Annotated in this window: 19 protein-coding genes and 1 pseudogene; 7 read left to right on the forward strand and 13 right to left on the reverse strand. The window is 72.6% G+C overall.

The annotated features are described in order from the left end of the window. Positions 1-99 precede the first annotated feature (99 nt). Complete coding sequence (locus tag OHA73_RS09705; RefSeq protein ID WP_327654860.1) at positions 100-576, forward strand: hypothetical protein; 477 nt, start codon at positions 100-102, stop codon at positions 574-576. Between the two features lie 25 nt (positions 577-601). Here the strand turns inward: OHA73_RS09705 and OHA73_RS09710 are convergent, their stop codons facing one another. The 10 genes and pseudogenes from OHA73_RS09710 to OHA73_RS09755 form a co-directional block, all read right to left on the reverse strand. Then, positions 602-5239 (reverse strand): hypothetical protein, encoded by a 4638-nt coding sequence (locus OHA73_RS09710; RefSeq protein ID WP_327654861.1) that lies wholly within the window; start codon positions 5237-5239, stop codon positions 602-604. Between the two features lie 36 nt (positions 5240-5275). Beyond that, on the reverse strand, positions 5276-6169 hold the full coding sequence (locus tag OHA73_RS09715) for a hypothetical protein (protein ID WP_266721987.1): 894 nt from the start codon (positions 6167-6169) through the stop codon (positions 5276-5278). A gap of 100 nt (positions 6170-6269) precedes the next feature. Continuing rightward, positions 6270-7796: a hypothetical protein gene (locus tag OHA73_RS09720; RefSeq protein ID WP_266721985.1), complete on the reverse strand. Its 1527-nt coding sequence runs from the start codon at positions 7794-7796 to the stop codon at positions 6270-6272. 92 nt (positions 7797-7888) lie between these two features. Then, positions 7889-8581, reverse strand: a complete 693-nt coding sequence (locus tag OHA73_RS09725) for a GntR family transcriptional regulator (protein WP_266725618.1) — start codon at positions 8579-8581, stop codon at positions 7889-7891. 80 nt (positions 8582-8661) lie between these two features. Further along, positions 8662-9864: a cysteine desulfurase-like protein gene (locus OHA73_RS09730; protein WP_266721983.1), complete on the reverse strand. Its 1203-nt coding sequence runs from the start codon at positions 9862-9864 to the stop codon at positions 8662-8664. A gap of 45 nt (positions 9865-9909) precedes the next feature. Then, a pseudogene (locus tag OHA73_RS09735) lies at positions 9910-10191 on the reverse strand (hypothetical protein); the annotation flags it as partial. Positions 10192-10290: 99 nt separating this feature from the next. Continuing rightward, entirely contained in the window at positions 10291-11442 is a 1152-nt protein-coding gene (locus tag OHA73_RS09740) for a glycosyltransferase (protein WP_327654862.1), read from the reverse strand. Beyond that, positions 11439-12575: a glycosyltransferase family 4 protein gene (locus OHA73_RS09745; RefSeq protein ID WP_327654863.1), complete on the reverse strand. Its 1137-nt coding sequence runs from the start codon at positions 12573-12575 to the stop codon at positions 11439-11441. The genes OHA73_RS09740 and OHA73_RS09745 overlap by 4 nt, the downstream gene beginning before the upstream one ends. A gap of 152 nt (positions 12576-12727) precedes the next feature. Continuing rightward, the gene (locus OHA73_RS09750) at positions 12728-14140 is read right to left on the reverse strand and encodes a HEAT repeat domain-containing protein (protein WP_327654864.1); all 1413 of its coding nucleotides are present in this window, start codon (positions 14138-14140) and stop codon (positions 12728-12730) included. Between the two features lie 279 nt (positions 14141-14419). Then, positions 14420-14812 carry an ankyrin repeat domain-containing protein gene (locus OHA73_RS09755; RefSeq protein WP_266721976.1) on the reverse strand — a complete coding sequence of 131 codons (393 nt, stop codon included), beginning with the start codon at positions 14810-14812 and terminating at the stop codon, positions 14420-14422. A 281-nt stretch (positions 14813-15093) separates the two neighbouring features. Here OHA73_RS09755 and OHA73_RS09760 point away from each other — a divergent pair, with 281 nt between their 5' ends. Continuing rightward, positions 15094-15288 carry a hypothetical protein gene (locus OHA73_RS09760; RefSeq protein ID WP_266598445.1) on the forward strand — a complete coding sequence of 65 codons (195 nt, stop codon included), beginning with the start codon at positions 15094-15096 and terminating at the stop codon, positions 15286-15288. 37 nt (positions 15289-15325) lie between these two features. After that, positions 15326-16906 carry a hypothetical protein gene (locus OHA73_RS09765; protein WP_266721973.1) on the forward strand — a complete coding sequence of 527 codons (1581 nt, stop codon included), beginning with the start codon at positions 15326-15328 and terminating at the stop codon, positions 16904-16906. A 107-nt stretch (positions 16907-17013) separates the two neighbouring features. On the opposite strand, the gene OHA73_RS09770 is transcribed toward OHA73_RS09765, so the two are convergent. Next, positions 17014-18525, reverse strand: a complete 1512-nt coding sequence (locus OHA73_RS09770) for an SCO1417 family MocR-like transcription factor (RefSeq protein WP_327654865.1) — start codon at positions 18523-18525, stop codon at positions 17014-17016. Between the two features lie 64 nt (positions 18526-18589). On the opposite strand from OHA73_RS09770, the gene yczE reads away from it, so the two are divergent. The 4 genes from yczE (at position 18590) to OHA73_RS09790 (ending at position 22103) form a co-directional block, all read left to right on the forward strand. Continuing rightward, entirely contained in the window at positions 18590-19300 is a 711-nt protein-coding gene (yczE, locus tag OHA73_RS09775) for a membrane protein YczE (RefSeq protein WP_327654866.1), read from the forward strand. After that, positions 19297-20064: a glycerophosphodiester phosphodiesterase gene (locus OHA73_RS09780; protein ID WP_267071172.1), complete on the forward strand. Its 768-nt coding sequence runs from the start codon at positions 19297-19299 to the stop codon at positions 20062-20064. Before yczE ends, OHA73_RS09780 begins: the two co-directional genes overlap by 4 nt. Positions 20065-20110: 46 nt before the next feature. Further along, positions 20111-21466, forward strand: coding sequence for an MFS transporter (locus tag OHA73_RS09785; RefSeq protein WP_327654867.1), 1356 nt, complete (start codon positions 20111-20113; stop codon positions 21464-21466). Between the two features lie 256 nt (positions 21467-21722). Continuing rightward, positions 21723-22103 carry an RNA polymerase-binding protein RbpA gene (locus OHA73_RS09790; RefSeq protein WP_266721963.1) on the forward strand — a complete coding sequence of 127 codons (381 nt, stop codon included), beginning with the start codon at positions 21723-21725 and terminating at the stop codon, positions 22101-22103. A gap of 103 nt (positions 22104-22206) precedes the next feature. Here OHA73_RS09790 and fxsA read toward each other — a convergent pair whose 3' ends face one another. Next, positions 22207-22803, reverse strand: a complete 597-nt coding sequence (gene fxsA / locus OHA73_RS09795) for an FxsA family membrane protein (protein ID WP_327654868.1) — start codon at positions 22801-22803, stop codon at positions 22207-22209. 58 nt (positions 22804-22861) lie between these two features. Then, positions 22862-23635, reverse strand: coding sequence for a polyprenol monophosphomannose synthase (locus OHA73_RS09800; RefSeq protein WP_327654869.1), 774 nt, complete (start codon positions 23633-23635; stop codon positions 22862-22864). Between the last annotated feature and the right edge of the window lie 130 nt (positions 23636-23765).

Consider the following 23765-nt stretch of genomic DNA (forward strand, 5'->3'; position numbering starts at 1 on the left):
GAACCGGGAATCTCCCCGGCCCGCCGTTCGTCTTCATTGAGGGAGGGGCAACTCGACGGCGTAAAGCACAGCAATTCGGGCAGTCACTGTGCAGTGCCGATGCGGGGCATCGGCTTGAGGGTCGTTGAGGGCCCACGAGCGGTGGGGAGTGACGTGGCGATGGGCACGGCGGAGCAGAACAGACTGTGGGTCGAGGAGCCGGCGCGTCGACGCCGGATGCCCGATCCCGTACGGACGTCCGCGGTGCGGGCCGTCCTCATAGTCGCGCTCACCCTGATCCAGGCCATGATCGCCGTGCTCTGCACGCTGACCGACTCCTGGCTGGCCTTCCCGATGGTGCTCAGCAGCGTGGGGAGCACGGTGGTGGCGACGTGGGGCGTCCTGGACGTCTGGGTGACGCGCCAGGTGTGGAACCAGCGGCACGGCGTCATCTCGGTCCCGGCCAGCACGGCCCGGCAGTTGCGCAAGGAGCGACGCCAGGCCCGCCGTGCCGCGAGGTCGCGGCGCGGCGTCGCGCGGCCCGACTCGGTCAACATACGCAGGCGCGGCAGGGCCGGGCAGCTGACCCACTCCTGAGCCGCCCCCGCCGCGCGGTCGGGCGTCAGGCTTCAGCAGGTCGCTTGTACATCCGCGTGGCCGTGATCTCGCCGTGCACCGTCTCGCCTTCGGGGTCCTGCTGCGGCAGGCCCGGGCGCAGGTGCTCCTCCACGCTGATGTACTTCAGACCGGCCCGAAGGTCCGCGTCATTGCGCATCCGGATCACCAGGGGGAACTCGGCGAGCGCCGTCGTGTCGAACAGGCCGGTGGTGTACAGGAGTTGCACGCCGAGCGCGTCGGACACCGCACGCTGCAGTTCGAGCAGATACGTGGCGTTGGCGCGGCCGATCGGGTTGTCGAGGAACAGCGTGCCCGCGTGGCGGTGCTTGTCGCGGCCCCGGTCGTTGGAGCGCAGCGCGGCCATCGTGCAGTACAGGGCGATGGCCGCGGTGAGCAGCTGACCGCCGGAGAAGACGTCGCCCATCTGTCCGACGGGGACGCGCTCGGCGCGCAGCACCGCGTCCGGCTTCAGGATCTCGACGGCGATGCCCTTGGGCTGGAGTGCCGCGCTGACGCCGCGCAGCAGCAGCGACATGCCGTCGCGGCGCAGGTCGGAGTTCTTCTTCACGGCCGCGCTGGTCGCCTCGTCGATGACCTCGCCGAGCCGCTCGATCAGCGTGGCCTGGTCGGGCTCCTCGAAGCGGATCCGCAGGAACTCCTGTCCGGACCACTCGCCGAGCCCCTCCGGCAGCCGCGACAGGCGCTGGGCGGAGCGGAGCGTGGCGAGCGAGGACTCCACGAGGCCGCGCAGCCGGTCCACGATCGAGTCGCGGTTGCGCTCCAGCTGGGCCAACTCGTCGGTGAGGACGCGCAGTCGGGGCGCGAACGCGTCGGCCCACTTCTGCGCGTGCTCGGGGAGCGCGGACGCGGGCAGTTCGCGGATCTGCTGGCGGGCGGGCGTGCGCACCTGCTCGTACCGCGTCGAGTTCGCGTGCCGTACGAGGATGTCGCTCGCCTCTCGGACCGCCGCCTCGGCCGCGGACAGGTCGGCGGCGCAGCCGCGCAGCGAGCGCCGGGTCTCGGCCGCCGCCTGGCGGGCCTCCTCCAGGGAGCCGGGGTAGGGCTCCGGCTCGTCCTGCTCCTCGGCCGGGTCCGCGTGGTCCCGCAGCAGGTCGCGCAGGAGCGCCGCGGTCTCGTCGAAGCCCCCGGCCCCGTCCTCGGCGGCACGGTGTGCGTCGAGCAGCTCGGCGTGGGCGGCGCGGTCGCTGCTCAACGCGTCGGTGCGGACGGCGAGTTCGGTGGCGGCCGTGCGCAGCAGGGACTGCGCGTGCTCGGTGTCGGACGGGACGAGGTCCTCGGGCAGCTCCGTGTGCGCGTCGCCGTCCTCGGGCGCGTGCCGCTCGGCCTCGCCGCGCAGCCGGCCGAGCTGCTCGCTCGCGGTGGAGGCGCGGGTCTCCAGCAGCTGGACGAGTTCCTCGGCGCGGGAGGCGGCGGCCTGCCGGGAGGGGCCGTCGGCGCCTTCGGAGGTTTCCAGCAGGGTGGCGGCGCGGGTGCGCACCTTGTTGCTGAGGCGGTCCAGCTCGGTGAGCGCCGCGGACTCGTCGGACTCGGCGCGGGCCTGCTCGGCCCGCAGATCGGCGCCGACGCCCACCTTCTCGTAGACCTGGGACGCGGCCCGGTACGCCTCGCGCAGTGCGGGCAGCGACGCCTGGGGCGCCTCTCCCTCCGGTACGTCGTCGGGGGCGCCGGCGATCTCGGCGCGCTCGGCGCGCAGCGTGCGGGCGGTGCGGCGGGCATCGTCCGCGGAGCGCTGGGCGGCCCGGCGGTCCTCGTCGGCCGAACGCGCGTGCTCCAGGCAGGACTGGGCGCGGGCCTCCGACTCGACGGCCTCGTCGGCGAGTTCGCGGACCTTGGCCTGCCAGCCCGCGCGCTCGCGCAGGCGGAACGCGAGTCCGGCGAGCGCGTCGGCGGCGCGGCGGGCCTTCTGCGCCGCCTCCTGTCGCTCGTCGCGCACGCGGGTCGCCTCGGCAGCGGACTCGTCGGCCTCGGCGCGCAGGGTGCGGGCCTCGGCCAGCTCGGCCTCTGACTCCTCGGCGAACGTACGGGCCTCACCTGCCGCGGCGGCGAGTTCGGCGAGGCGGCCCGTGGGGCAGCCGGAGCGCCAGGAAGTGAGGCGCGCCGCCAGCTCTCGGTCCTTGGCGAGGCGCCCGGCGCGCGCCCTGATGTCCTCGTCGCGCCGGGCCGCGCGCTCGCGCAGCGCCTGCCGCTCCTCGTCGGCGGCGTGCTCGTCGTGCATGGCCGGGTTCGGCGGGACGAGGAAGACGGCCGCGTCCCTGGAGGAGGACGCGTCCTCGGACGGGGTCGGGGCGAGCAGCGCGGCGGCGGTGCCGACGGCGACGGCGGAGCGGGGCAGCAGGGCCGCGCCGGCGAGCGCCTCCCGGGCCCGTCCATGGGCCGCCGCATCGGTGATCACGACGCCGTCGACCAGCTCGGGCCGGGCGGCGAGCACGCGCGCGTGGTCGGTCGGATCGACGGACTGGGCAAGGTAGCGCCAGCCCGGCAGGGCCGGGATGCCGTGCTCACCGAGGAACTCCACGGTGGCCAACACATCGGGGCCAGGCGGGAGCAGGCCGCCGTCGCCCAGGGCGCCCAGGATCCGGGAGTCGTCCGCGGCGGCCGTACGGAGCTCGAACAACTGCCGCTCGGCGGTGGTCACGGTGTCGTCGAGCAGCGCCTTCAGGTCGTCGGCGGCGCGGTCCAGGTCCTCGGCGGTGAGGGTGCCCTCGGAAGTTCCGAATGCCTCGCCGTCCCGGCCCCCGGACGCGTCCTGCACTTCGGCCCCGCTGTCGTCGGACCGCCCGCCCACACCGAGCAGTTCGGCCAGCCGCTCCTCCCCCGCGAGGGAAGCGGCCGCCCGCTCCTCCGCCTGGTGGGCCTGCTCCGCGGCGCTCGCGGCGTCGGCGGCGCGGGCCGCCGTCAGCTCGGCGCGCGACTCGACGGCACCGGCCTCGCGCGCGTGCTCGGAAGCCCGGCGGGCGGCCTCGCGCGCGGTGTCCCACGCGGCGACAGTGGTCTTCTCCGCGTCGGCCGCGGCGAGCGCGGCACGGGCCGGGTCGGCGTCGGGCGCGCTGTCGTCGATCCACCCGGCGCGCACGGCCTCGGTGGTCTCCTGCTCGACCTCGGTCAACCGCTGGCGCAGGTGCCCGAGTTCACTGCGGGCACGCTGGGCCTCGGTGGCCGCGGCCGTCGCGTCGCGGTGCGCGGTCTCGCCCGCCTCCTGGAGGACGGCGGAGCGCTCCTCCTCCACGTTCGCGTGCGTTTCGGCCTGCTCGGCGGCGCCGTGCAGCGCCCGGACGAGTTCGGACGCGGCCTTCGCGCGGGCCGCGAGCGCGGGAGCGGCGTCCCGCTCGGCCTCGCGGATGGCGACGGCCACGCGCGCGGAGCGGTCCGCGGCGGCGCGGTGGCGCAGGACGGCCTCGGCGGCCTGCCAGGCGGAGTGGAGGCCCCGCGCGTCGGCCAGCTCGCGCTTCTGCGCGGCGGCGGCCTTCTCGGCCCCGGCGAGCGCCAAGGAGGCGTGGCGGTAGGCCAGTTCGGCCGCGATCAGGGAGCTGCGCTCGCGCGCCGACTCCGCTTCGGCGACCGTGCCCGAGGCCGCGGTGACCTGCTGGGCCAACTCCCCGGTGCGGCCGCGCTCGACGGCGGCGCGGGCGGACAGGCGACGGGCGAGCGTGCGCGTGCGGCGCTCGGAGGCGGTGTGGATGTCCCGCGCGCGTGCCCGCGTGTCGGCGGCCTCCACGATGCGGGTGAGCAGATCGACGGAGCCAGCGGTGAATTCGCGCTCGGCCATCAGCTCGGAACGCCGTCCCAGCTTGTTCCCGAACCCGCTCACCAGGTCGGCGAGGCCGTCCGTGTCCCGCGTGTCAGTGACGGCGCGCAGCAGCAGGTCGGTGAAGTCGGAGTCCTTCTTGACGGCGAAGAGGCCCGCGGCCTCGCCCTCGTCCGCGTTCATCTCCCGCTGGTAGCGGAAGAGTTCGGGGTCGAGGCCCAGGTCACCGAGGTGCTCGTTCCACCGGTCGTGGATCTCCTCCCAGTGCACCTCCAGGTGCGGGTACGCCTTGCCCGCCTCCGTCAGCGCGTCCCGGAAGCCCTTCATGGTGCGGCGCCGCCCCTGCGCGCCCGAGGCGCCCTCGGCGGCGGGACGTACGGCGCTGGCCTCGGCGACCGGCAGCGAGTCGAGGCTCAGACCGGGGCCCGGCCGGAACGAGTACCAGGCCTCGGCGAACTTCCGCGGGTCGTTGGAGACCTGCCGCCCCCGCCACTCGCTGACCTTGCCGACGACGACGCACTCGCCGGTGAGCGTGTGCTGCCACTCCAGGGCGACGTGTCCGCAGTCGTCGGCGAGGAGGAACTTGCGCAGCACACCGGAGCTGGCGCCGCCCAGCGTGTTCCGGTGGCCGGGCAGCATGACCGAGAAGATCAGCTTGAGCAGGACCGACTTGCCGCCGCCGTTCTCCAGGAAGAGCACACCGGCCGGCGCGGGGCGGCGCGGCGGACCGACGGGCTCGTCCTCGAAGAACTCCGCCTGGGTGGGTGCGGGGTCGGGCACGGGCTCGCCAACGCCCCGCAGGTCAAGCACGGTGTCGGCGTAGCGTGCACCGGCGGGCCCGATGGAGTAGAGGCGAATCCGGGACAGCTCGTACATGGCGGACTCTCGTGGTAGGTACGGAAGTTCAGAAGGTCAGGAGTGGAACGGCAGGCCCGCGTCGGCGGCGAGCCCGGTCGCGTCCTCGTCCATCGGCGGCACCAGGCTCGCGGACCCGTCGGTGACGGGAACGACGCCCAGCTCGAGAAGTTCGGCCATGGCGGCCGTGCCGGCCATGTCGCGGACCTGGAGCTGGTAGCGGGCGGTGGTGCGGTACGTGCCGCCCGAGTCGTCGCCGGTTCTCTGCAGGAAGCCGGAGTCGGTGAGGAAGGCGACGGCCTTGCCGACGATGCCGGTGGTCGAACTGGCGAGGCGGCGCGTGTCCTTGGTGGCGCCCGTGGAGCTGCGCCGCGCCCAGATCCGCCAGGCGGCTTCGAGCCCGGGGGCCTCGGTCGCCGGGTCGGTGTTCTCGCCGGTCTCCTCGGCCCGCTCCTCCAGCTTGCGGCAGGCCTGCCGGACGAAGGCGTCCACGCCGTTGACACTCACGCGGCCGATGTAGCCGTCGTCGGCGAGGTCCTCGGGGCGCGGGAAGGCGAGCGCGGCGACCGCGAGATGGGCGAGGCCGTGCAGGAAGCGGTCGGTGGAGTCCGCGGTCGTCCGGCGCGCGTAGTCGCCCATGCGAACCGCGAACACGGAGTCCTCGGCGGCGGTCACGGCCATCCCCGCGCGCGGGGACACCTCCAGGACGACGAGGCCGAGCCCGGTGGCCACGGCGTCGGCGAGCCGGGCGAAGGGCGGGTCCTCGCGATAGCGGCGCAGCAGCTCCCCGTACTCCTGATCACGGGAGGGCTGGAGCTTCGGCTGGAGGCCGAAGGAGACCAGACGCGCCGCGTCGGCGGCGTCGGCCGGGGTGACGGGCGCCTGGGCCCTGGCCGAGCCCGAAGCGTCGGGCTCGCCCCATTCGGCGTGCTCTTCGGCGTACTCGGTCACGGGTGGTGCTCCTTCATGGGTGCTGCGTAGAAGTTCATGCGCGCTACGTGGTTCACGCGGACTACGTCGTTCATGCGCGCTACGTAGAGGTGGGTCGCCATCACGCGGCCTCCGTCCGGCCGGCGGCCATCCCGACCGCGTCGAGCAGGGCCATTCCCACGATGAGGTCGGCGCCGCCGAACTCCGGGTCGTCGAGCTCGGTGCCGTCGTCCACGGCGAACAGCAGCTTCTCCTCGCCCTGGCGGTAGGCCGTGCCGACCGGCGGGCTCGCGGCGTGGACCGCCAACAGGGCCACCAAGTACGGCAGTTCGGCATCGCGCTTGCGGGCGTCGGCGAGCAGCCCGGACAGCCGGCGCGGCGCGTCCGACGGCAGGTCGAGCAGCTCCATGGCGCCCGCGAGCTGCTCCTCGCTGAACCGGCTGTCGTCCGGCGTGGCGATGAGGTCCGGCTCGGGCATCTCCGCGCCGAGGTGCTCACGCTCCATGGGCGGCGTGAGCAGTATGTCGACCAGGTCGCCGACGCGTACGGACACGGGCGTACGAAGCCCGGTGCCGCGCGCGAAGAACGCGTCGGTGGCCTTCTTCGCGCTCTCCACCGGCAGCGGCAGCAGCGGCGCGAGGAGCTGCCCGTACAGATCGAGGCCCACGCGCGCGGAGGGCGCCGTGAAGGCCTGCCGGTCCTGCTCGGCGCGGAACAGCGGGCCGGCCTCCAGGAGGCGCGACTGCAGCTGCGTATGACGGCGGATGCAGTCCTTGACGATGTCGACGAGCTCGGCGGCGCGGCGCTTCTGCTCCGGCTCCTCCGACTCGTCACGGGCCTTGCGGATGTTCGTCAGGATCGCGTTCTCGTGCCGGTAGCGGTCCGCGACGTGGTCGAGCGCCTCGGCGATCATGTCGGGCACGGCCTGCAGCCAGTCGACGGCGCGCACATTGCGGCGCGTCGCGTCCAGCGCCTTGCGGAGCGTCTCCGAGTACTGCACGGTCCGGTACCTGGCCTGCTCGGCGGCGAGCTGCGCGTCCGCGAGCCGGCCGCGGCTGATCAGCACCTCCAGCTTGACCTCGGCGGCGATCTGCGCGCTGGTGACGTCCGTGTCGAGGGCGCCGACCAGGACGTTCACCGCCTCGTCCGTCGTGCGCAGGTAGACGCTGCCCCCGTAGCCGGGGACCTCCTCGATCAGCTTGAAGTCGTAGTCACGCCGTACGTAGGAGCCGTCCTGCGCGAACGTGCCGTACACGGCGCGGAAGCCGCGGTCCACGCTGCCGACGTTGATCAGGTTCTCCAGGACCCAGCGGGCCACCCGCTCGTGCTCGGCGGAAGGCCGCTGCGGGGCCTGTGCCGCGATGCGGGGAACGAGCCTGGCCACTATCTGCTCGTGGTCGGCGCCCGTGTCGAAGTCCATGTTCAGTGTGACGAGGTCGATGGCGGACAGCGCCACCTCCGCCATCCCGTACGTCGAGTACTCGCCCGCGAGATTGGCCTTGCGCACGTCCAGATCGTGCAGCGGCGCGGTGCACGCGAGCGCGCGAAGGCGGCGCGCGAGCCCTTCGTCGGCGGCCGGGCCCGGTGCGGGGCGCGGCCCCGCGCTGAGCTGGGGCGGAACGGATTCCGTGCTGGCAGGCGAAGTCACGGAGCACAGGGTATGCGCTGGGTCTGACAACGGTCGAAACGGCGCAGATGCGACGGCTTTCGGGCCTGCCCGCGACGGGCCGCGAAAGGCGGCTAGCCGTCCTTCGGCATCCGCTGCCGGTACGCCTCGACGAGCCCGTCGCGGGAGTCGTCGAGGTACTCGCCGAGCAGCGTCTCAGCCGTGTCCCTGCGCCCCTCGCGCAGCATCTCGACGAGTTCCAGATTGCGCGCCAGGTACGGCTCGTGGAGGCGCTGCGGGTCGTCCACGACGTGGAACGCCAGGCGCAGCTCGGCCAGGACGCTGCGCATCAGTTCGTCGGTGCGCTCGCTGCGTGCCAGGGCGACGAGTTCACGGTGGAAGTGGATGTTGGCGGTCGAGACGCTCTTCCACTCGCGCCGCTCGGCCGCCCGGTGTCCGTCGGTGACGGCTCCGGCGACCCGGTCGAGTGCGTACGGCGGGTCTCCCAGGGACCGTACGACGGCGCACTCGACCATGCGCCGGGTCCGGTAGATGTCCTCGACGTCGTCGACGCTCAGGACGCGCACGAAGACCCCGCGGTTCAGCCGGTGTTCGAGCAGCCGCTCGTGCGTGAGCAGCCGGAACGACTCACGGAGCGTATTGCGCGACACCCCGAGGGCGCCTCCGATGCTGTCCTCCGACAGGCGCGTGCCGGGCGGGAAGTAGCCTTCCGCGATCCGGTTCCGCAGGATGTCCGCGACGCGCTCCGCGGTGCTGGTGCGTCCCAGCAGCGCGCGGTCGTCCGCGAGGGCGTTGAGTTCGTCCATGGCCACGGCCGAATTCAAGCGCAGTTCCCGGAACGAGACAACGTGGTATCGATGGATCGTTCAACGACGCCTCGAACGCCTCAGGACACGACCGCCTTCAGAGCCGTGAGCAGCCGCTCCACGTCCTCCGCGCTGCTGTAGGGGGCGAGGCCCACGCGGACACCGCCCGTGTCGCCGAGGCCGAGCCGCCGCGAGGCCTCCAGCGCGTAGAAGGAGCCGGCGGGGGCGTCGATGCCGTGATCGGCCAAGTGCCGGGAGATCTCGGCCGGGCTCCGGCCCTCGACCGTGAACAGGAGGGTCGGGGTGCGCCGCTCCGCACGCGAGTACAGGGTGACGCCGCCGAGGTCCGCGAGTCCTCGCTCCATGCGCTGCCGCAGCACCTCCTCGTGTTCCTCCAGAGCTGCGAAGGAGGCGACGAGGCGCTCCCTGCGGCTGCCGCGCGCGCCCACGTCCAGGTCCGCGAGGAAGTCCACGGCGGCGCTCGCACCCGCCAGCAACTCGTAAGGAAGCGTGCCGAGTTCGAAGCGCTCCGGTACGGCGTCGCTGGACGGCAGCAGCTTGTCGGGACGCAGCGACTCCAGCAGTTCGGCGCGGCCGGTGAGCACGCCCAGATGCGGGCCGAGGAACTTGTAGGGCGAGCAGACCAGCGTGTCCGCGCCGAGCGCCACCAGGTCGACCACGGCATGCGAGGCGTAGTGCACTGCATCCACGTGGAACAGCCCGCCCACTTCGTGGGTGAGGGCGGCCAGGGCCGACAGGTCGGGACGCGTGCCTATCAGGTTGGACGCGGCGGTCACGGCCACCAGGCGGGTACGTTCCGAAAGCACCGCCTTGAGGTGCTCGGGCCGCAGCTCCCCCGACTCCGGGTCGAAGTCGGCCCACCGTACGGTGGCGCCCGCCGCCTCGGCCGCCTGGATCCACGGGCGGATGTTGGAATCGTGGTCGAGCCGGGTGACGACCACCTCGTCACCCGGCCCCCAGGTCTTGGCGAGCGTCCGGGACAGGTCGTAGACGAGCTGTGTGGCGCTGCGCCCGAACACGACGGTCCCGGGGGTGGTGCCGAGCAGATCGGCCAGCGCCGCGCGGGCCTCGACGACGATCCCGTCGGCACGGCGCTCGCCCTCCGTAGTCTGCCCCCGGTTCGCCAGCGGGCCGGTCAGCGCGGCGGTGACGGCGTCGATGACCGGCGCGGGCATCTGGGTGCCGCCCGGCGCGTCGAAGCGGGCCGTGCCGGACTTCAGGGCGGGGATCTGTGCGCGGACGGCGGCGATGTCGAGGGCCATGGCTCAACTCCTATGGTGCGTAGGCGATACGGGGCCCGCTCCCGGTCAGGGGCAGACCTCGCACGGCTGGCTCGTACCCGGAGCCGCTCCCGCGACTCCCGTCACATGATCGCAAGCCCGAAGCGACACCTCCAGACCCGAGCCCATTGGCACCTCCAGACCCGACATCGAGGCGAGCGCCGCCGCAACTCCCGCGGAGGCCCGCAGGTCGAGACGGGCGCCGGTGCCGCGCATATCGTGCCGCACCTCGTCCGCGGCGAGCGCCAGGAGCCCGGGCAGCAGGTCGGCGCAGCGCCGCGCGACCCAGCCGGTGCCCGCCGTGGCGAGCCTGGGGGGAGGCGCTCGGCCCGGCGCCCGACGTCGAGCCGGAACGGCCCGCGCCGACCCGCGCCGCCGGCCTGTGGTGCGCGGCGACCCTGAGCGCCTTCATGCCGCGCCCCCAGCCGGAACCTGAACGGGTGCGTCGTGCGCCGCCAGGAAGGCGTCCACGGCGACGTCCCACCCGAAACACTCGGCACGCGCGCGTGCCCTTTCCCTACGTTGTCCCGTGGGCCGCCCGAGCACGTCCCGGACGGCTGCCGCGAACGCCGCACCGTTGTCCTCGGCCACGGCCCCTGCCCCGCCGATCGCCTCCGGCAGCGCCGAGGACGCGCTGACGACGACGGGTGTCCCGCAGGCCAGCGCCTCCAGGGCGGCGAGCCCGAACGTCTCTGCGGGCCCCGGGGCCAGGCACACATCGGCCGTGGCCTGCAGGGCCGCCAGCGCGACCGGGTCGGCGACGTGCCCGAGGAAGTCGACCGGCAACCGCCGGGCCCGCGCGCGTTGTTCGAGCCGCGACCGCCGGGGCCCGTCGCCCGCCACGAGGAGCCGGGCGGGCACACCGGAGCGGCGCAAGCGCGCCACGGTGTCGAGGCCGATGCCCGGCCGCTTCTCCACGGAGAGCCGTGTGCACATGAAGAGCAGCACCTCGTCCACGCGCGCGTACCGCGCACGCACCTCCGCGCTCCGCTCCCCCGGCCGGCACCGCACGAGATCGACGCCGAGCGGCGCCCGGACCACGTTGCGCGCCCCGATCCGCACGAACTCGCGCTCGGCCCACTCCGTGGTGCACACGACGCGCGTGTAGGCGTGCGCCGTACGGACGTTGAGCACGTCGGCGGCCCGCCGCGCGGCGCGCTCGGGCATGCCCCACGTGCGCAGCACTCCCTGGGCGGTCTCGTGGGAGACCATCACGGCCGGCACCCGCGCGCGGCGTGCCCACTCACCGGTCCAGCGCAGCGTCGTCCGGTCCGACACCTCCAGCCGGTCCGGGCGCAACCGCTCCAACAGCCGTGCCACGCACTGCCGGTCGGTCAGGACGCGGTAGCCGCCGGTCGCGGGGAGCGGCGCCCCCGGCAACGTAATGACGCGGCCTTGAGGCGTCTCCGTGTCCGAGAGCCGCTCCCCCGGCACGATCAGCACCGGCTCGTGCCCGGCCGCCAGGTACCCCACGCCCAGCTCTCGTAGCGCGGTCCGCAGCCCGCCGGACGCGGGGGCGACGAAGTTCGCGAGCCGTACGATCCGCAGGCGCCCGCTCATGCCGCCACCGCCCCGGTCCCGGCCTGCCCCGCATGCAGCACTTCTACGTAGTGCTCGACCAGGAGGTCGCCCACGGCCTCCCAACTGCGCCCGGACACAGCGGCCCGCCCGGCGCTTCCGTATGTGGCGCGCAGCCCGGGGCCCCCGGAGAGCGCCCACACGGCGTCACGCAACGCCTCCGGGTCGCCAGGAGGTACGAGCATCCCGGTCCTGCCGTGCGCGACGAGGTCGAGGGGCCCGCCGGCCGCCGGGGCGATCACCGGCACCCCGCTCGCCATGGCCTCCTGCACCGTCTGGCAGAACGTTTCGTAGGGCCCTGTGTGCACGAACACGTCCAACGCGGCGAAGATCCGGGCGAGTTCGTCCCCGGTGCGCCGCCCCAGGAAGAGCGCGCCGGGCAACGCGCCGCGCAGGGACGCCTCGCTCGGCCCGTCGCCCACCACGACGACGCGCACACCGTCGAGGCCGCAGACCCGCGCCAGGAGCTCCACGTGCTTCTCCGGCGCGAGCCGCCCCACGTACCCGACGAGCAGCTCCCCACGCGGCGCCAGCTCGGCACGGAGGAGCTCGCAGCGCCTCGCGGGCCGGAACCGTACGGCGTCGACCCCACGCGGCCACAGCCGCACCCGTGGCACCCCGTGCGCCTCCAGGTCGCGCTGCGCGGTGGTGGAAGGCGCGAGGGTGCGGTCCGCGGCGGCGTGCACGGTGCGGATCCGCCGCCAGGCCGCACTCTCACCCACCCCCACGTACGTACGCGCATAGCCCGCCAGGTCGGTCTGGTAGACGGCCACGGCGGGCACGCGCAGCCGGGTCGCGGCCGCCATGCCGCGCATACCGAGCACGAACGGGCTTGCCAGATGGACGAGTTCGGCCCGGTGCGCGGCCACGGTCTGCACGAGGCGGCGCCCCGGCAGTGCGACACGGACCTGCGGATAGCCGGGCAGCGGCAGGGACGGCACCCGGACGACAGGGCAGGGCGCCGCCGCGTCCGCGTCCGGCCCGGCGGGGGTGGCGGGGGCGACGACGAGGGGGTCGTGGCCGCGGGCGGCCAGATGACGCGCGGTCTGCAGGGCGCAGTGCGCCACACCGTTGATGTCGGGCGGGAAGGACTCGGTCACGATGACGACACGCATACGGGGTTTGTCGCCCCGCCGGACGTGCTCACGTCAAAGTGGATCTTTCCTGGCGAGGAACGGTCCGTGAGCGTTGGCCGCCGGTGAAAACCGCAGGTGAACGAGCAGAAGGTGACCCCTCACCGAAGGGCCACCTCCCGGAAATCAGCGCGTCACAACGCCGGGGCGTCGGGACCGATTCTGCTGCGGACCGCGGTCTGTACCTCGTCCTCCTCGGCCGGATCGGCGGCGAGGCGGCGCAGTTGATCGACGACGCGGGCGTCGCCCGTCTCGGCGTGCCGCGCGGCGACCTCGCGGGTGCTCTCCTCGCAGTCCCACAGGCACTCGACGGCGAACCCGGCGGGGAAGGAGGGATCGGTGGCGGCGAGCGCGCAGGCGGCGCGCCCGCGCAGATGCGAGGACGCCGTCTCGCGGTAGATGTGCCGCAGCACGGGGGTGGCGCAGACGATGCCGAGCCGTCCCGCCCCGTCGACGAGCGGCCAGAGGGTGGGGGCGTCGGGGCCGTCGCCGCGTACTGCCTCCCGTAGGGAGGCGAGGACGAGCTCGCCGTCCTGGGCACCGCCCCTACAGGCGAGCATGCGGCCCGCGGCGGCGCCGAGCGCGTCCGGCCGGGGGGCCCACTGCCGGGCCCGCTGCACGGCGGCGACGCTGCGCATCCGCTCGAAGGCGTCAAGCGCGGCGTCCACGACCACGCGGGACGGCGCCTCCACGGCAGCCTTGATGAGATCGAGTACGCCCGGATCGTGCATGTCGGCGAGGTAGCGAAGGGCCGTGCAGCGCGCCCCGTCGGTCCCGTCCTGCGCGGCCCGCACGATCTCGGCGTGGTCCTCGGGACCCGCCACGGCGGTCAGGCAGCGAGCGGCGGGCACGTACAGGACGGCGCCCCGCTCGAAGCCCTCCTGGGCCCAGTCGAAGACGGCCTGCACGCTCCACTCGGGGCGCGGCCCCGCAGGACGCATCTGCCGCTGCCAGCGGTCGAAGGAGCCGGTTTCCTGCGCGGCACGCACGCGTGCCCCCACATGCGGCCGCGGATCCTCGGCCCACAGACGCCAGGGTCGCGGCTCGAAGGCGTCGCGCACGACGACGGCGAGCTCGGCCTCGGCGTCGGCCGGGAAGCGGGCGAGGACCGGCTCGGCGAGCGCACGCAGGCCCGCGTCGTCGTCGCGCAGAGCCAGCTCGTCGAGCGCCCAGGCCCAGTTGCCGCCCACGGCGGCGTACCTGCGCAGCAGCTCCAGGGCGTCCCGCCTTCTGTAGGAGGCGAGGTGGCCGAGGACCGCGAGCGCCAGGCCCGTACGTGACTCCTCGGTGTCGAGGAGGTCCTCGGGGTCGAAGAGGTGCCGCTCGATCTCGTCGAGCTCGCCATGGAGATCGACGTAGAGCCGGGCGTAGTACAGCGAGCGGTTCTCCACCTGCCAGTCGTGGCGGGGGTCGCTCAGCACACAGTGATTGAGAGCCGCGAGCGCCTCGGCACGCGGCGCCGTCAGCGCGTGCAGCGTGCCGTCGCCGCGGCCCCGCTGCAGCAGGCCGAGCAGCGTACCGCTGGGCGCTATGACCGGTTCGAACATGGGAAACAGCCTCAAATCAAGCGTCGACGCAACCGGGATGCTCACCTACCTGGCCACGCGACAACACGTCGGAGCGCCCGCCGTCTCTTGCTTGCTGCTACCCATTTCTCTGCCTCTCGTCCAAGGCCCGGAACCGGGCCGTTCACGGCCCGCTCTGCACGTGGGCACCACCTGCCCCGGCCTCGCGTCCGTAAATCACGCCGTCATCATGACCCAGCGACTCAAGCCACCGCGACCACATTTCCCGCACCCCCGTTTTGCCTGGTCAGAGCCGGTGTGTCAGGAGGTGCCGAAGAGGTCGACGAGCTCCGTCTTGCCGAACATCCGGGCCGTGTCGACCGCCGAAGGGGTCCCCGCGGCCGGATCGGCGCCCCCGTCGAGCAGCGCCCTGATCACGTCGTCGGCGCCCTTGAAGACGGCGCCCGCGAGCGGGGTCTGGCCCTTGTCGTTGGCGCGGTTGGCCTCGGCGCCGCGCTCCAGGAGGGCACGCACCGCCTCGGCGTGCCCGTGGTAGGCGGCGAGCATGACGAGCGTGTCACCCCGGTCGTTCGTGAGGTTCGCCGGCACCCCGGCGTCCACGTAGCCCACGAGAGCCTCCGTCTCGCCGCGTCGCGCGAGGTCGAAGATCTTGGTGGCCAGCTCCACGACCTCCGGGTCGGGGGCTTCGCTCATCGGGCGGACCGCCTTTCTCATACGTGCCGGTACGGCTGTGCAGCCGTACGAGTGAATCGACAGGGTACTGCCCGGTCGGGCACATGACCCGACCCCACCGAGGCAAAGATCACGAAGAGTGCGGACGGACGTCCGGCAGCACGCTCGGGCGGCTCAACAGCGGCCGGTCAATTGGGTGAAAGCTACGAATTTCCACCCATTTGCACCTTTTGTCGTATAGATACATGCTGTGAGCCTGGAAGAACTCATGGTGACTGTCCCCATCAACCAGGAGAACCCTCATGATCCTGTCCATCTCGGGCGTCGTGCTGCTCGGCATCATCGTCTTCTTGTTCTTCCGCAAGGACGGCCTGAAGGCCTCGCACGCACTGGTCTGCGCCCTCTTCGGCTTCTACTTGGCGGGCACTGCCATCGCCCCGAGCATCAAGGCGGGCGGCCAGAGCCTCGCCAGCCTGCTCGGCGGGATCAAGTTCTGACGGACCCCTCACCCGCACACACCTTCAGGAGAACGACGTGGCCAGGCGCCCACTCCCCCGCATTCTGAGCAACGGCAGCGCCACGATCGCCCGGAGCCGGGACATGGCTCGGACGGCCGCCGACGGTGCCACCGACGTACTCCACCCCCTCATCACGGTCAGCCGTGGGCTGCGCCGCCTGGCCGGTGCCGGGCGGCAGAAGTGGGCGAACACCCCCAAGGAGCGGCGCGGACCGCTGCTCTTCCTGGTGGCCGCCGTCGTCCTGGTCGTGGTGTTCATTCCATACGGTCCGCTGCTGGCGCTCATCACCCTGATGGCGGCGGCCGGATGGAAGGGGCGCGATCCGAAGCCGCCGGAGCAGACCGGCCCCGACGATTCGCAGGTACAGCGCCTCTCGTCCCTCTACGAGGCGCTTGTACCGTACTTCTCCGTAGCCGACGACCCGAGCCCGCTCTACGCGCACGGTGGCGACTGGGAGAAGGCCTTCGAGACGTTCGACTTCGACGGCGACGGCCGCGTCGACCGGATCGACATCCGCTACCCCGCGTACTTCACGGACGGGGAGGCGGCATCGCGGGCCCGGATCGAGCAGCTGCTGCACGCCAAGCTCGGCCGGGGCCGCGAGTACCACTTCGCGTGGGACGAGGAGGGCAACCACCTGACGGTGAACGTGCTCGACCCGCTGCCCACGGACATCGCCGCCCAGCCCTTCGTGACCTCGCCCGGTGAGACCGTGCTCGGCTTCACCGACGGGACCGGCGTTCAGCGCACGCTGCCGGTGATGGCGGGCGAGGAGGAGCGGGACGTGCCGCCCGTCGTGTGGCGCACCGGCGTCCGCTCCACCGAGCCCCACCTGCTGGTCGCGGGACAGCCGGGCAGCGGCACGACGTCCCTGCTGCGTTCCGTGGCACTCCAGGCGCTGCGCCACGGTGACGTGCTGATCGTCGAGGGCAGCGGGACGGGCGACTACGCGTGCCTGGTCGGCCGCTCCGGGGTGCTCGCCGTGGAGTGCGGTCTTGCCGGTGCGCTGACCAGCCTCGAATGGGCGGCACACGAGACGGAGCGGCGACTGATCGCCGCGAACCGGGCGCGACAGGCCGGGCACCCCACCCCGGACGACATCAAGCGCCCGCTGTGGATCCTGCTGGACCGTCCGAGCGCCCTGGGTCACCTCGCCGCCGCGGACGGCCGCAAGGACCCGCAGACGCTGCTCCAGGTGCCTCTCAGGCACGGCCGCGCGGCCGGTGTGACGGTCGTCGTGGCCGAGCAGTTCGACAGCCTCGACGCCCTGATCGACCCGGTCAGGCAGCACACCCGCGCGCGCGTGGTGCTCGGCCCGGCCACTCCGGAGGAGCTGCAGGACGTGCTCGGCACGGTGCCGCAGACGACGCCCACCGCTGACATCCCGGCGGGCCGCGGCTACGCCCGCCTGGGCACAGGGCCGGTCCATCGCCTCCAGGTCCCCGCCACCCCGGACCCGTACGACGACGCGACGAGCGAGGTCCACCGGCAGGCGGTCGCGGCGCTCCTCCCGGAGCGCAACACACCGGCCGACGCGGCCATGGAGACCCCGGTCGAAGCGGTGCCCGAGGAGGCCGAGGCGCTGGCCGAGCGCTGAAGGCTGGGCTCCACAGGAAAGAAAGCGCTGAAGGCTGGGCTCCACAGAAAAGAACAAGCAGGGCCCCACACGAAGGAAGCAGCGCCCTCCATGAGGGCCCTAGCCGGCTACGCGATCAGGGTGCGCGGTACGTCCCCGCCCGCGCCCTGACCGTCCCGGACGAGCTGCGCCGCCGCCGCGAGCCGCGCCGCCGCCTCGTCGGCCACGGCGCCGCCCACGGTGAACGGCAGCCGTACGTACCCCTCGAAGGCCCCGTCGACGCCGAAGCGTGGCCCCGAGGGGACCCGCACCCCGACCCGCTCGCCGAGCTCGGCGAGGCGCGAGCCAGACAGGCCACCGGCCTTCACCCACAGGGTGAGGCCCCCGTTCGGCACCTCGAACTCCCAGTCGGGCAGCTCCCGCCGCACGGCGGCCACGAGCGCGTCACGGTTCCCGCGCGCCTGTGCGCGCCGCAGCGCGACGGCCTCCTCCCAACCCCCGGTGTTCAACAGCCAGTTCACCGCCAGCTGCTCCAGGACCGGGGTGCCGAGGTCCGCGTACGCGCGGGCAGCGACCAGGCTGCGGATGACGTCGGGCGCGGCCCGCACCCAGCCGATCCGCATGCCCGCCCAGAACGCCTTGCTGGCCGAGCCGACCGTGATCACCGTGGAGCCCGCGGGGTCGAACGCACAGACCCGGCGCGGCATTGCCGCACTCACGCTGTCCTCCCCGTCGAAGTGCAGCTCCGTCATGGTCTCGTCGACCACCAGGACGGTGCCCGCCGCGCGCGCGGAGTCCACCAGTGAGCGGCGCTGCTCCTCGTCGGCTAGCGCGCCCGTCGGATTGTGGAAATCGGCGACTACGTAAGCGAGCCGGGGCGCCGCCTCGCGCAGTACCTGGCGCCAGCGCTCTAGGTCCCAGCCCTGGAGCCCGTCAGCCATGGCGACGGGCACGAGCCTGAGGCCCGCCTCGCGCATCAACTGAAGGATGTTCGCGTACGAAGGTGATTCCACGGCCACACGTTCGCCGCGGCCCGCGAAGAGGTGACAGATCGCGTCGATGGCGCCCATCGCACCGGTCGTGACCATGATCTGTTCGGGCATGGTCGGGATGCCGTGCGCGGTGTACCGCTCGGCGATCATGGTGCGCAGCGCGGGCAGCCCCGCCGGGTAGTCGCCGTGGGTGTGGGCGTACGGCGGCAGTTCTTCCAGGGCGCCCTGTACGGCGCGGGTCAGCCACGGTTCGGGGGCGGGCAGGGCCGCCGTGCCGAGGTCGATCATGGAGCCGAGGGCCTCGGGCGGCAGGGGTTCCAGGCCGCGCGCGGGGAGTGGGTTCCCGGCGGGCACGGCGGTCCAGCTGCCCGCTCCCCTGCGGGACTCCAGGAAGCCCTCGCCGCGCAGCGCCTCGTAGGCGGCCGCGACCGTGGTGCGGCTCACCGAGAGTGCCTGGGCCAGTTCGCGCTCGGCAGGAAGCCGCGTGGCCACCGGGACGCGGCCCTCGAGGACGAGCAGGCGGATGCCGTCGGCGAGGGCGCGGTAGGCGGGCGGGCGGCGGGTGCCGGGGCCCGCGGGGCGCGGCTGCTGCGAGGTGAGCAGCCGGGCGAGCTGGGTCGAGCCGATCGCCGAAGTCCACTGAGCCATGCGAGCCAGTCCACCTTCCCCGAATTGGCCATGGTTGGCATCCAATTCCACGCCACAGAGTGTCATGCGTCAGGCCACTACCACCACTGAGGGGCTCAACTTGTCCGCGTCACCGTCCACTCCGTCGCCAGGCGGCCCGCTCGTCCGCCGCCTCGTGCAGCTCTACGTAGGTCTCGCGCTGTACGGCGCGAGTTCGGCGCTCCTCGTGGAGGCGGGACTCGGCCTGGAGCCCTGGGGCGTGCTGCATCAGGGGCTCGCCGAGCTGACGGGCATCTCCATCGGCGTCGTGTCGATCATCGCGGGCGCGATCGTGCTGCTCCTGTGGATCCCCCTGCGGCAGCGGCCCGGCCTCGGCACCGTCTCGAACGTCTTCGTGGTGGGCCTCGCGATCGACGGCACGCTCGCGGCCGTCCCGGATCCGCACTCCTACGGAGTGCGCATCCCGTTGATGCTTGCGGGCATCGTGCTCAACGGTGCCGCGACCGGCCTCTACATTGCGGCGAAGTTCGGCCCCGGCCCGCGCGACGGCCTGATGACCGGACTCCACCAGCGCACCGGCCGCTCGATCCGCCTGATGCGCACGGTCATCGAGATCGCCGTCGTGGCGAGCGGCTTCCTGCTCGGCGGCACGATCGGCGTGGGCACCGTTCTGTACGCCCTGACGATCGGCCCGCTGGCCCAGTTCTTCCTGCGCGTCTTCGCCGTCCCCGCGTCGCCCGCCGGCTCCACCGCGGTCGCCGGCGGCACACCCCGGCGGGCCATACTGCGACGGTGACCTCGCGCGTACGCCATCCCTACCTCGACCACCCGGGTCCGCTCGCGCTCGCCCACCGGGGCGGGGCGGCGGACGGCCTGGAGAACACCGCCGCCGCGTTCCGCCGCGCCGTGGACCTCGGCTACCGCTACCTCGAGACCGATGTGCACGCGACGTCCGACGGGCGCCTCGTCGCCTTCCACGACACCACGCTCGACCGGGTCACGGACGGCGGCGGCCGGATCGCCGACCTCCCATGGTCCACGGTGCGCCACGCGCGCGTGGCGGGCAGCGAACCGGTGCCGCTCTTCGAGGAGTTGCTGGAGTCGTTCCCGGACGCGCGCTGGAACGTGGACGTCAAGGCGGAACCCGCGCTCGTCCCCCTCCTCGACCTGCTGCGCCGCACGCGCGCGTGGGACCGCGTCTGTGTCGGCTCCTTCTCCGAGGCGCGCGTCGCCCGCGCGCAGGCGCTCGCGGGCCCCCGCCTCGCCACGTCGTACGGCACCAAGGGCGTGCTGGGCCTGCGCCTTCGCTCGTACGGGATTCCGGCCGCGCTGCGCCGCTCCGCGGTCTGCGCCCAGGTGCCGGTGGCGCACGGGCGGATCCGGGTCGTCGACCACCGCTTCGTGCAGGCAGCCCACGCGCGCGGGCTGCAGGTCCACGTGTGGACGGTGAACGACGAGAAGGAGATGCGGCGACTTCTCGACCTCGGGGTCGATGGCATAGTTTCCGATCACATCGAGACGCTGCGGGACGTCCTCAAGGACCGGGGGACGTGGGTCTGACCGCCACCCCGCGGCGCCGGACGGCGGGGACGGCAAGGGGACACGGGTGGGGACCGAGATCGCGCGGGAGACGGCGCAGGGGGCTTCCGCGGCCGCCGAGCGCAAGCGCGAGCAACGCGGCTGGTACTTCTACGACTGGGCGTGCTCGGTCTATTCGACCAGCGTCCTGACGGTGTTCCTGGGGCCGTACCTGACCTCGGTCGCGAAGGCGGCGGCGGACGCGGACGGCTTTGTGCACCCCTTGGGCATCCCGGTCCGCGCGGGCTCGTTCTTCGCGTACTCGGTCTCCCTGTCGGTGATCCTGTCGATCTTCGTGATGCCCCTCGCGGGCGCGGCCGCGGACCGTACGGGCCGCAAGAAGCCGTTGCTCGCGCTCTGCGCCTACATAGGCGCGGCGGCGACGGCCGGGATGTTCTTCCTGGACGGCGACCGCTATCTACTGGGCGGCCTTCTCCTCGTGATCGCGAACTCCTCGCTCGCCGTCTCGATGGTGCTCTACAACTCGTACCTGCCGCAGATCGCGCCCCCGGAGGAGCGCGACGCGGTCTCCTCGCGCGGCTGGGCCTTCGGTTACGCCTCGGGCGCCCTCGTCCTCCTGGCGAACCTGGTGCTGTACACGGCCCACGACACCTTCGGTGTCTCCGAGTCGACGGCGGTACGCATCTGTCTGGCGTCGGCGGGCGTCTGGTGGGGCGCGTTCACCGTGGTGCCGCTACGCCGCCTGCGCGACCGGCGCACACAGCCCGCGCCCGGTGGTACGGCCTCCGGGCCGCGGCAACTCCTTGCCACGGTGAAGGACATGCGCCGCCACCCACTGACGCTCTCCTTCCTCCTCGCCTACTTGGTCTACAACGACGGCGTGCAGACGGTGATCTCGCAGGCCTCCGTGTACGGCTCCGAGGAACTCGGACTCGACCAGTCGACGCTCATCGTGGCGGTGCTGCTCGTGCAGCTCCTGGCGGTGGCCGGGGCGCTCGCGATGGGCCGCCTCGCCCGTACGTACGGCGCCAAGCGCACGATCCTCGGCTCTCTTGTGGCGTGGACGGTGACGATCGGGGCCGGCTACTTCCTGCCTGCCGGGGCGCCGACGTGGTTCTTCGTGCTCGCCGCCGGCATCGGGCTCGTCCTGGGCGGCACCCAGGCGCTGTCCCGTTCGCTTTTCTCGCACCTCGTACCGGCCGGCAAGGAGGCCGAGTACTTCTCCGCATACGAGATGAGCGACCGCGGGATGAGCTGGCTGGGGCCCCTGGTGTTCGGGCTCGCGTACCAGCTGACCGGGAGTTATCGCGACGCGATCGTGTCCCTTGTCGCCTTCTTCGTGATCGGTTTTGTTCTGCTCGCGAGGGTTCCGGTCCATCGGGCGGTGCGCGACGCGGGCAATTCCGTGCCGGCCCGGATTTAGCACCTGAAGGCAAATCCCGGTAGTGTACGCGGTTGGCCTGCCAGGCGTACCGTTACTGCACGTCTAGATCGCGAAACGCTGGGTGACATCCTGCGTGAGATGTGACAAACCGGTCACCGGTGGGTACAACAAGGGGCGGCTACGACGGCGACGCATGACCCGGGAACCGGGAATCTTTACCGCCGACCGGACGTTGACCGGATGACGACGACAGCGACACCTGTCCTGTGGGCGACAAGCCCGGGAGGCACGATTCATGAGTGAGCGAGCTCTTCGCGGTACACGCCTCGTAGTGACCAGCTACGAGACGGACCGCGGCATCGACCTGGCCCCGCGCCAGGCCGTGGAGTACGCATGCGAGAAGGGACATCGCTTTGAGATGCCCTTCTCGGTGGAGGCCGAAATTCCGCCGGAGTGGGAGTGCAAGGTCTGCGGGGCCCAGGCACTCCTCGTTGACGGCGACGGCCCTGAGGAGAAGAAGGGGAAGCCGGCTCGTACGCATTGGGACATGCTGATGGAGCGGCGCACCCGTGAGGAGCTCGAAGAGGTCCTCGAGGAGCGTCTGGCAGTTCTGCGTTCGGGCGCGATGAACATCGCGGTGCACCCGCGGGACAACAGCGGACGCAAGTCGGCCTGACTCCCAGAGACACCGCACAACGGCCGGGGCCGGACACACACCGTGTGTCCGGCCCCGGCCGTTTGTCGTGGTCCGTCGTCGTGGATCCGTCGTCGCGAGTCCGTCAGGGAGTGAGCGGCGGCCGCGGGTCCGCGTCGTCCCCGCGCGACCCCGGACGCTCGTCGTCCTTGACCACCTCGCCCTGGATCACGGTGCTGCCGGACTGCCGCATCCGGGCCTTCTGGAACGCGTCACCGAACGACCCCGGGCCCGCCGCCGCGCCCATCTTCCGCTCGACCTTGCGCTCCGTGTACCGGCTCAGCGCCGTGCGCAGCGGCGGAACGAGCAGCAGCAGGCCGAGAACGTCCGAGATCAGCCCAGGGATCATCAGGAGGAGCCCGGCGAGCATCAGCAGCCCGTTCCCCTGCGAGCGCTGCTCAGGGGGCTTGGAGGCCTCGGAAGAGCCGCTCTGCTGGCGCTGCAGCGTCTCGGTGAGGTTCTGGAACGCACGGCGCCCCGCGGACTTCATCACCACGGATCCGAGCACGATGCCGGCCACCAGCAGGATGCCGAGCGTGAAGCCGCCGATCGCGCCCGCCACCACCGTCAGCAGCCAGATCTCCAGGACCATCCAGGCCGCGACGGCGAGCGGCAGATACCTGCGGAGCCGGGAGCGCCGGGCCCCGGTGGACGGATTACGAGGCGGAGTGCCAGTGGTCATGCATCCAGTTTGCCTGGGCCCGGGTGCGATTGGCGTAAGCGGGGGATCAAGATCGCTCTCAGCGGACGTCCGGCTTGCGGCCCAGGACCTTGTCCACCCGCGCTCCCACTCCCCACGTGGTGACCCGCCACAGGGCCTCCACGACGATGTCCTTGCTCATCTTGGAGTCGCCGCGCTCGCGCTCCACGAAGGTGATGGGGACCTCGACCACGTGATAGCCCTCCCGCACCGCGCGCCGGGCCAGGTCGACCTGGAAGCAGTAGCCCTGCGAGGCGACCTCGTCGAGCCCGAGGCCCTCCAGGGTCTCGCGGCGGAAGGCGCGGTAGCCGCCGGTGACGTCGCGGATCGGGACGTCCAGGAGGAGGCGCGAGTACGTGGAGCCGCCGCGGGAGATGAACTGGCGGGACTTGGGCCAGTTGACGATCCGTCCGCCGGGCACCCAGCGCGAGCCCAGGACCAGATCGGCGCCCTTCAGTGCGGTCAGCAGCCGGGGCAGCTCCTCCGGCTGGTGGGAGCCGTCGGCGTCCATCTCGACGAGGACGCCGTAGCCGTGCTCCATGCCCCAGGCGAAGCCCGCGAGGTAGGCGGCGCCCAGGCCCTCCTTGCCGGTGCGGTGCAGGACGTGCACCTGCTCGTCATTCGCGGCCAGCTCGTCGGCGAGCTTGCCCGTGCCGTCCGGGCTGTTGTCGTCGGCGATCAGGACGTGCGCCGCGGGCACGGACTCCCGGACGCGGCCCACGACGGGCTTGATGTTCTCCGCCTCGTTGTAGGTCGGGATGATCACCAAGGTCGTGCCCAGAGGGCCGAATTTCCGCCCGCCGCCGTCGCTCACAGCTTCCCCTTAAAACTTCCGTCCACAAGGGGACCACCATAGCGAGCACCCCAGTTCACGCCGATAAGGCGCCCTGGGTGAGCTGTGGAGGGCGGGAAACGAGACCAATCACTACTTGTCTACGAGTACT

Source organism: Streptomyces sp. NBC_00483, assembly GCF_036013745.1.
Classification (GTDB): domain Bacteria; phylum Actinomycetota; class Actinomycetes; order Streptomycetales; family Streptomycetaceae; genus Streptomyces.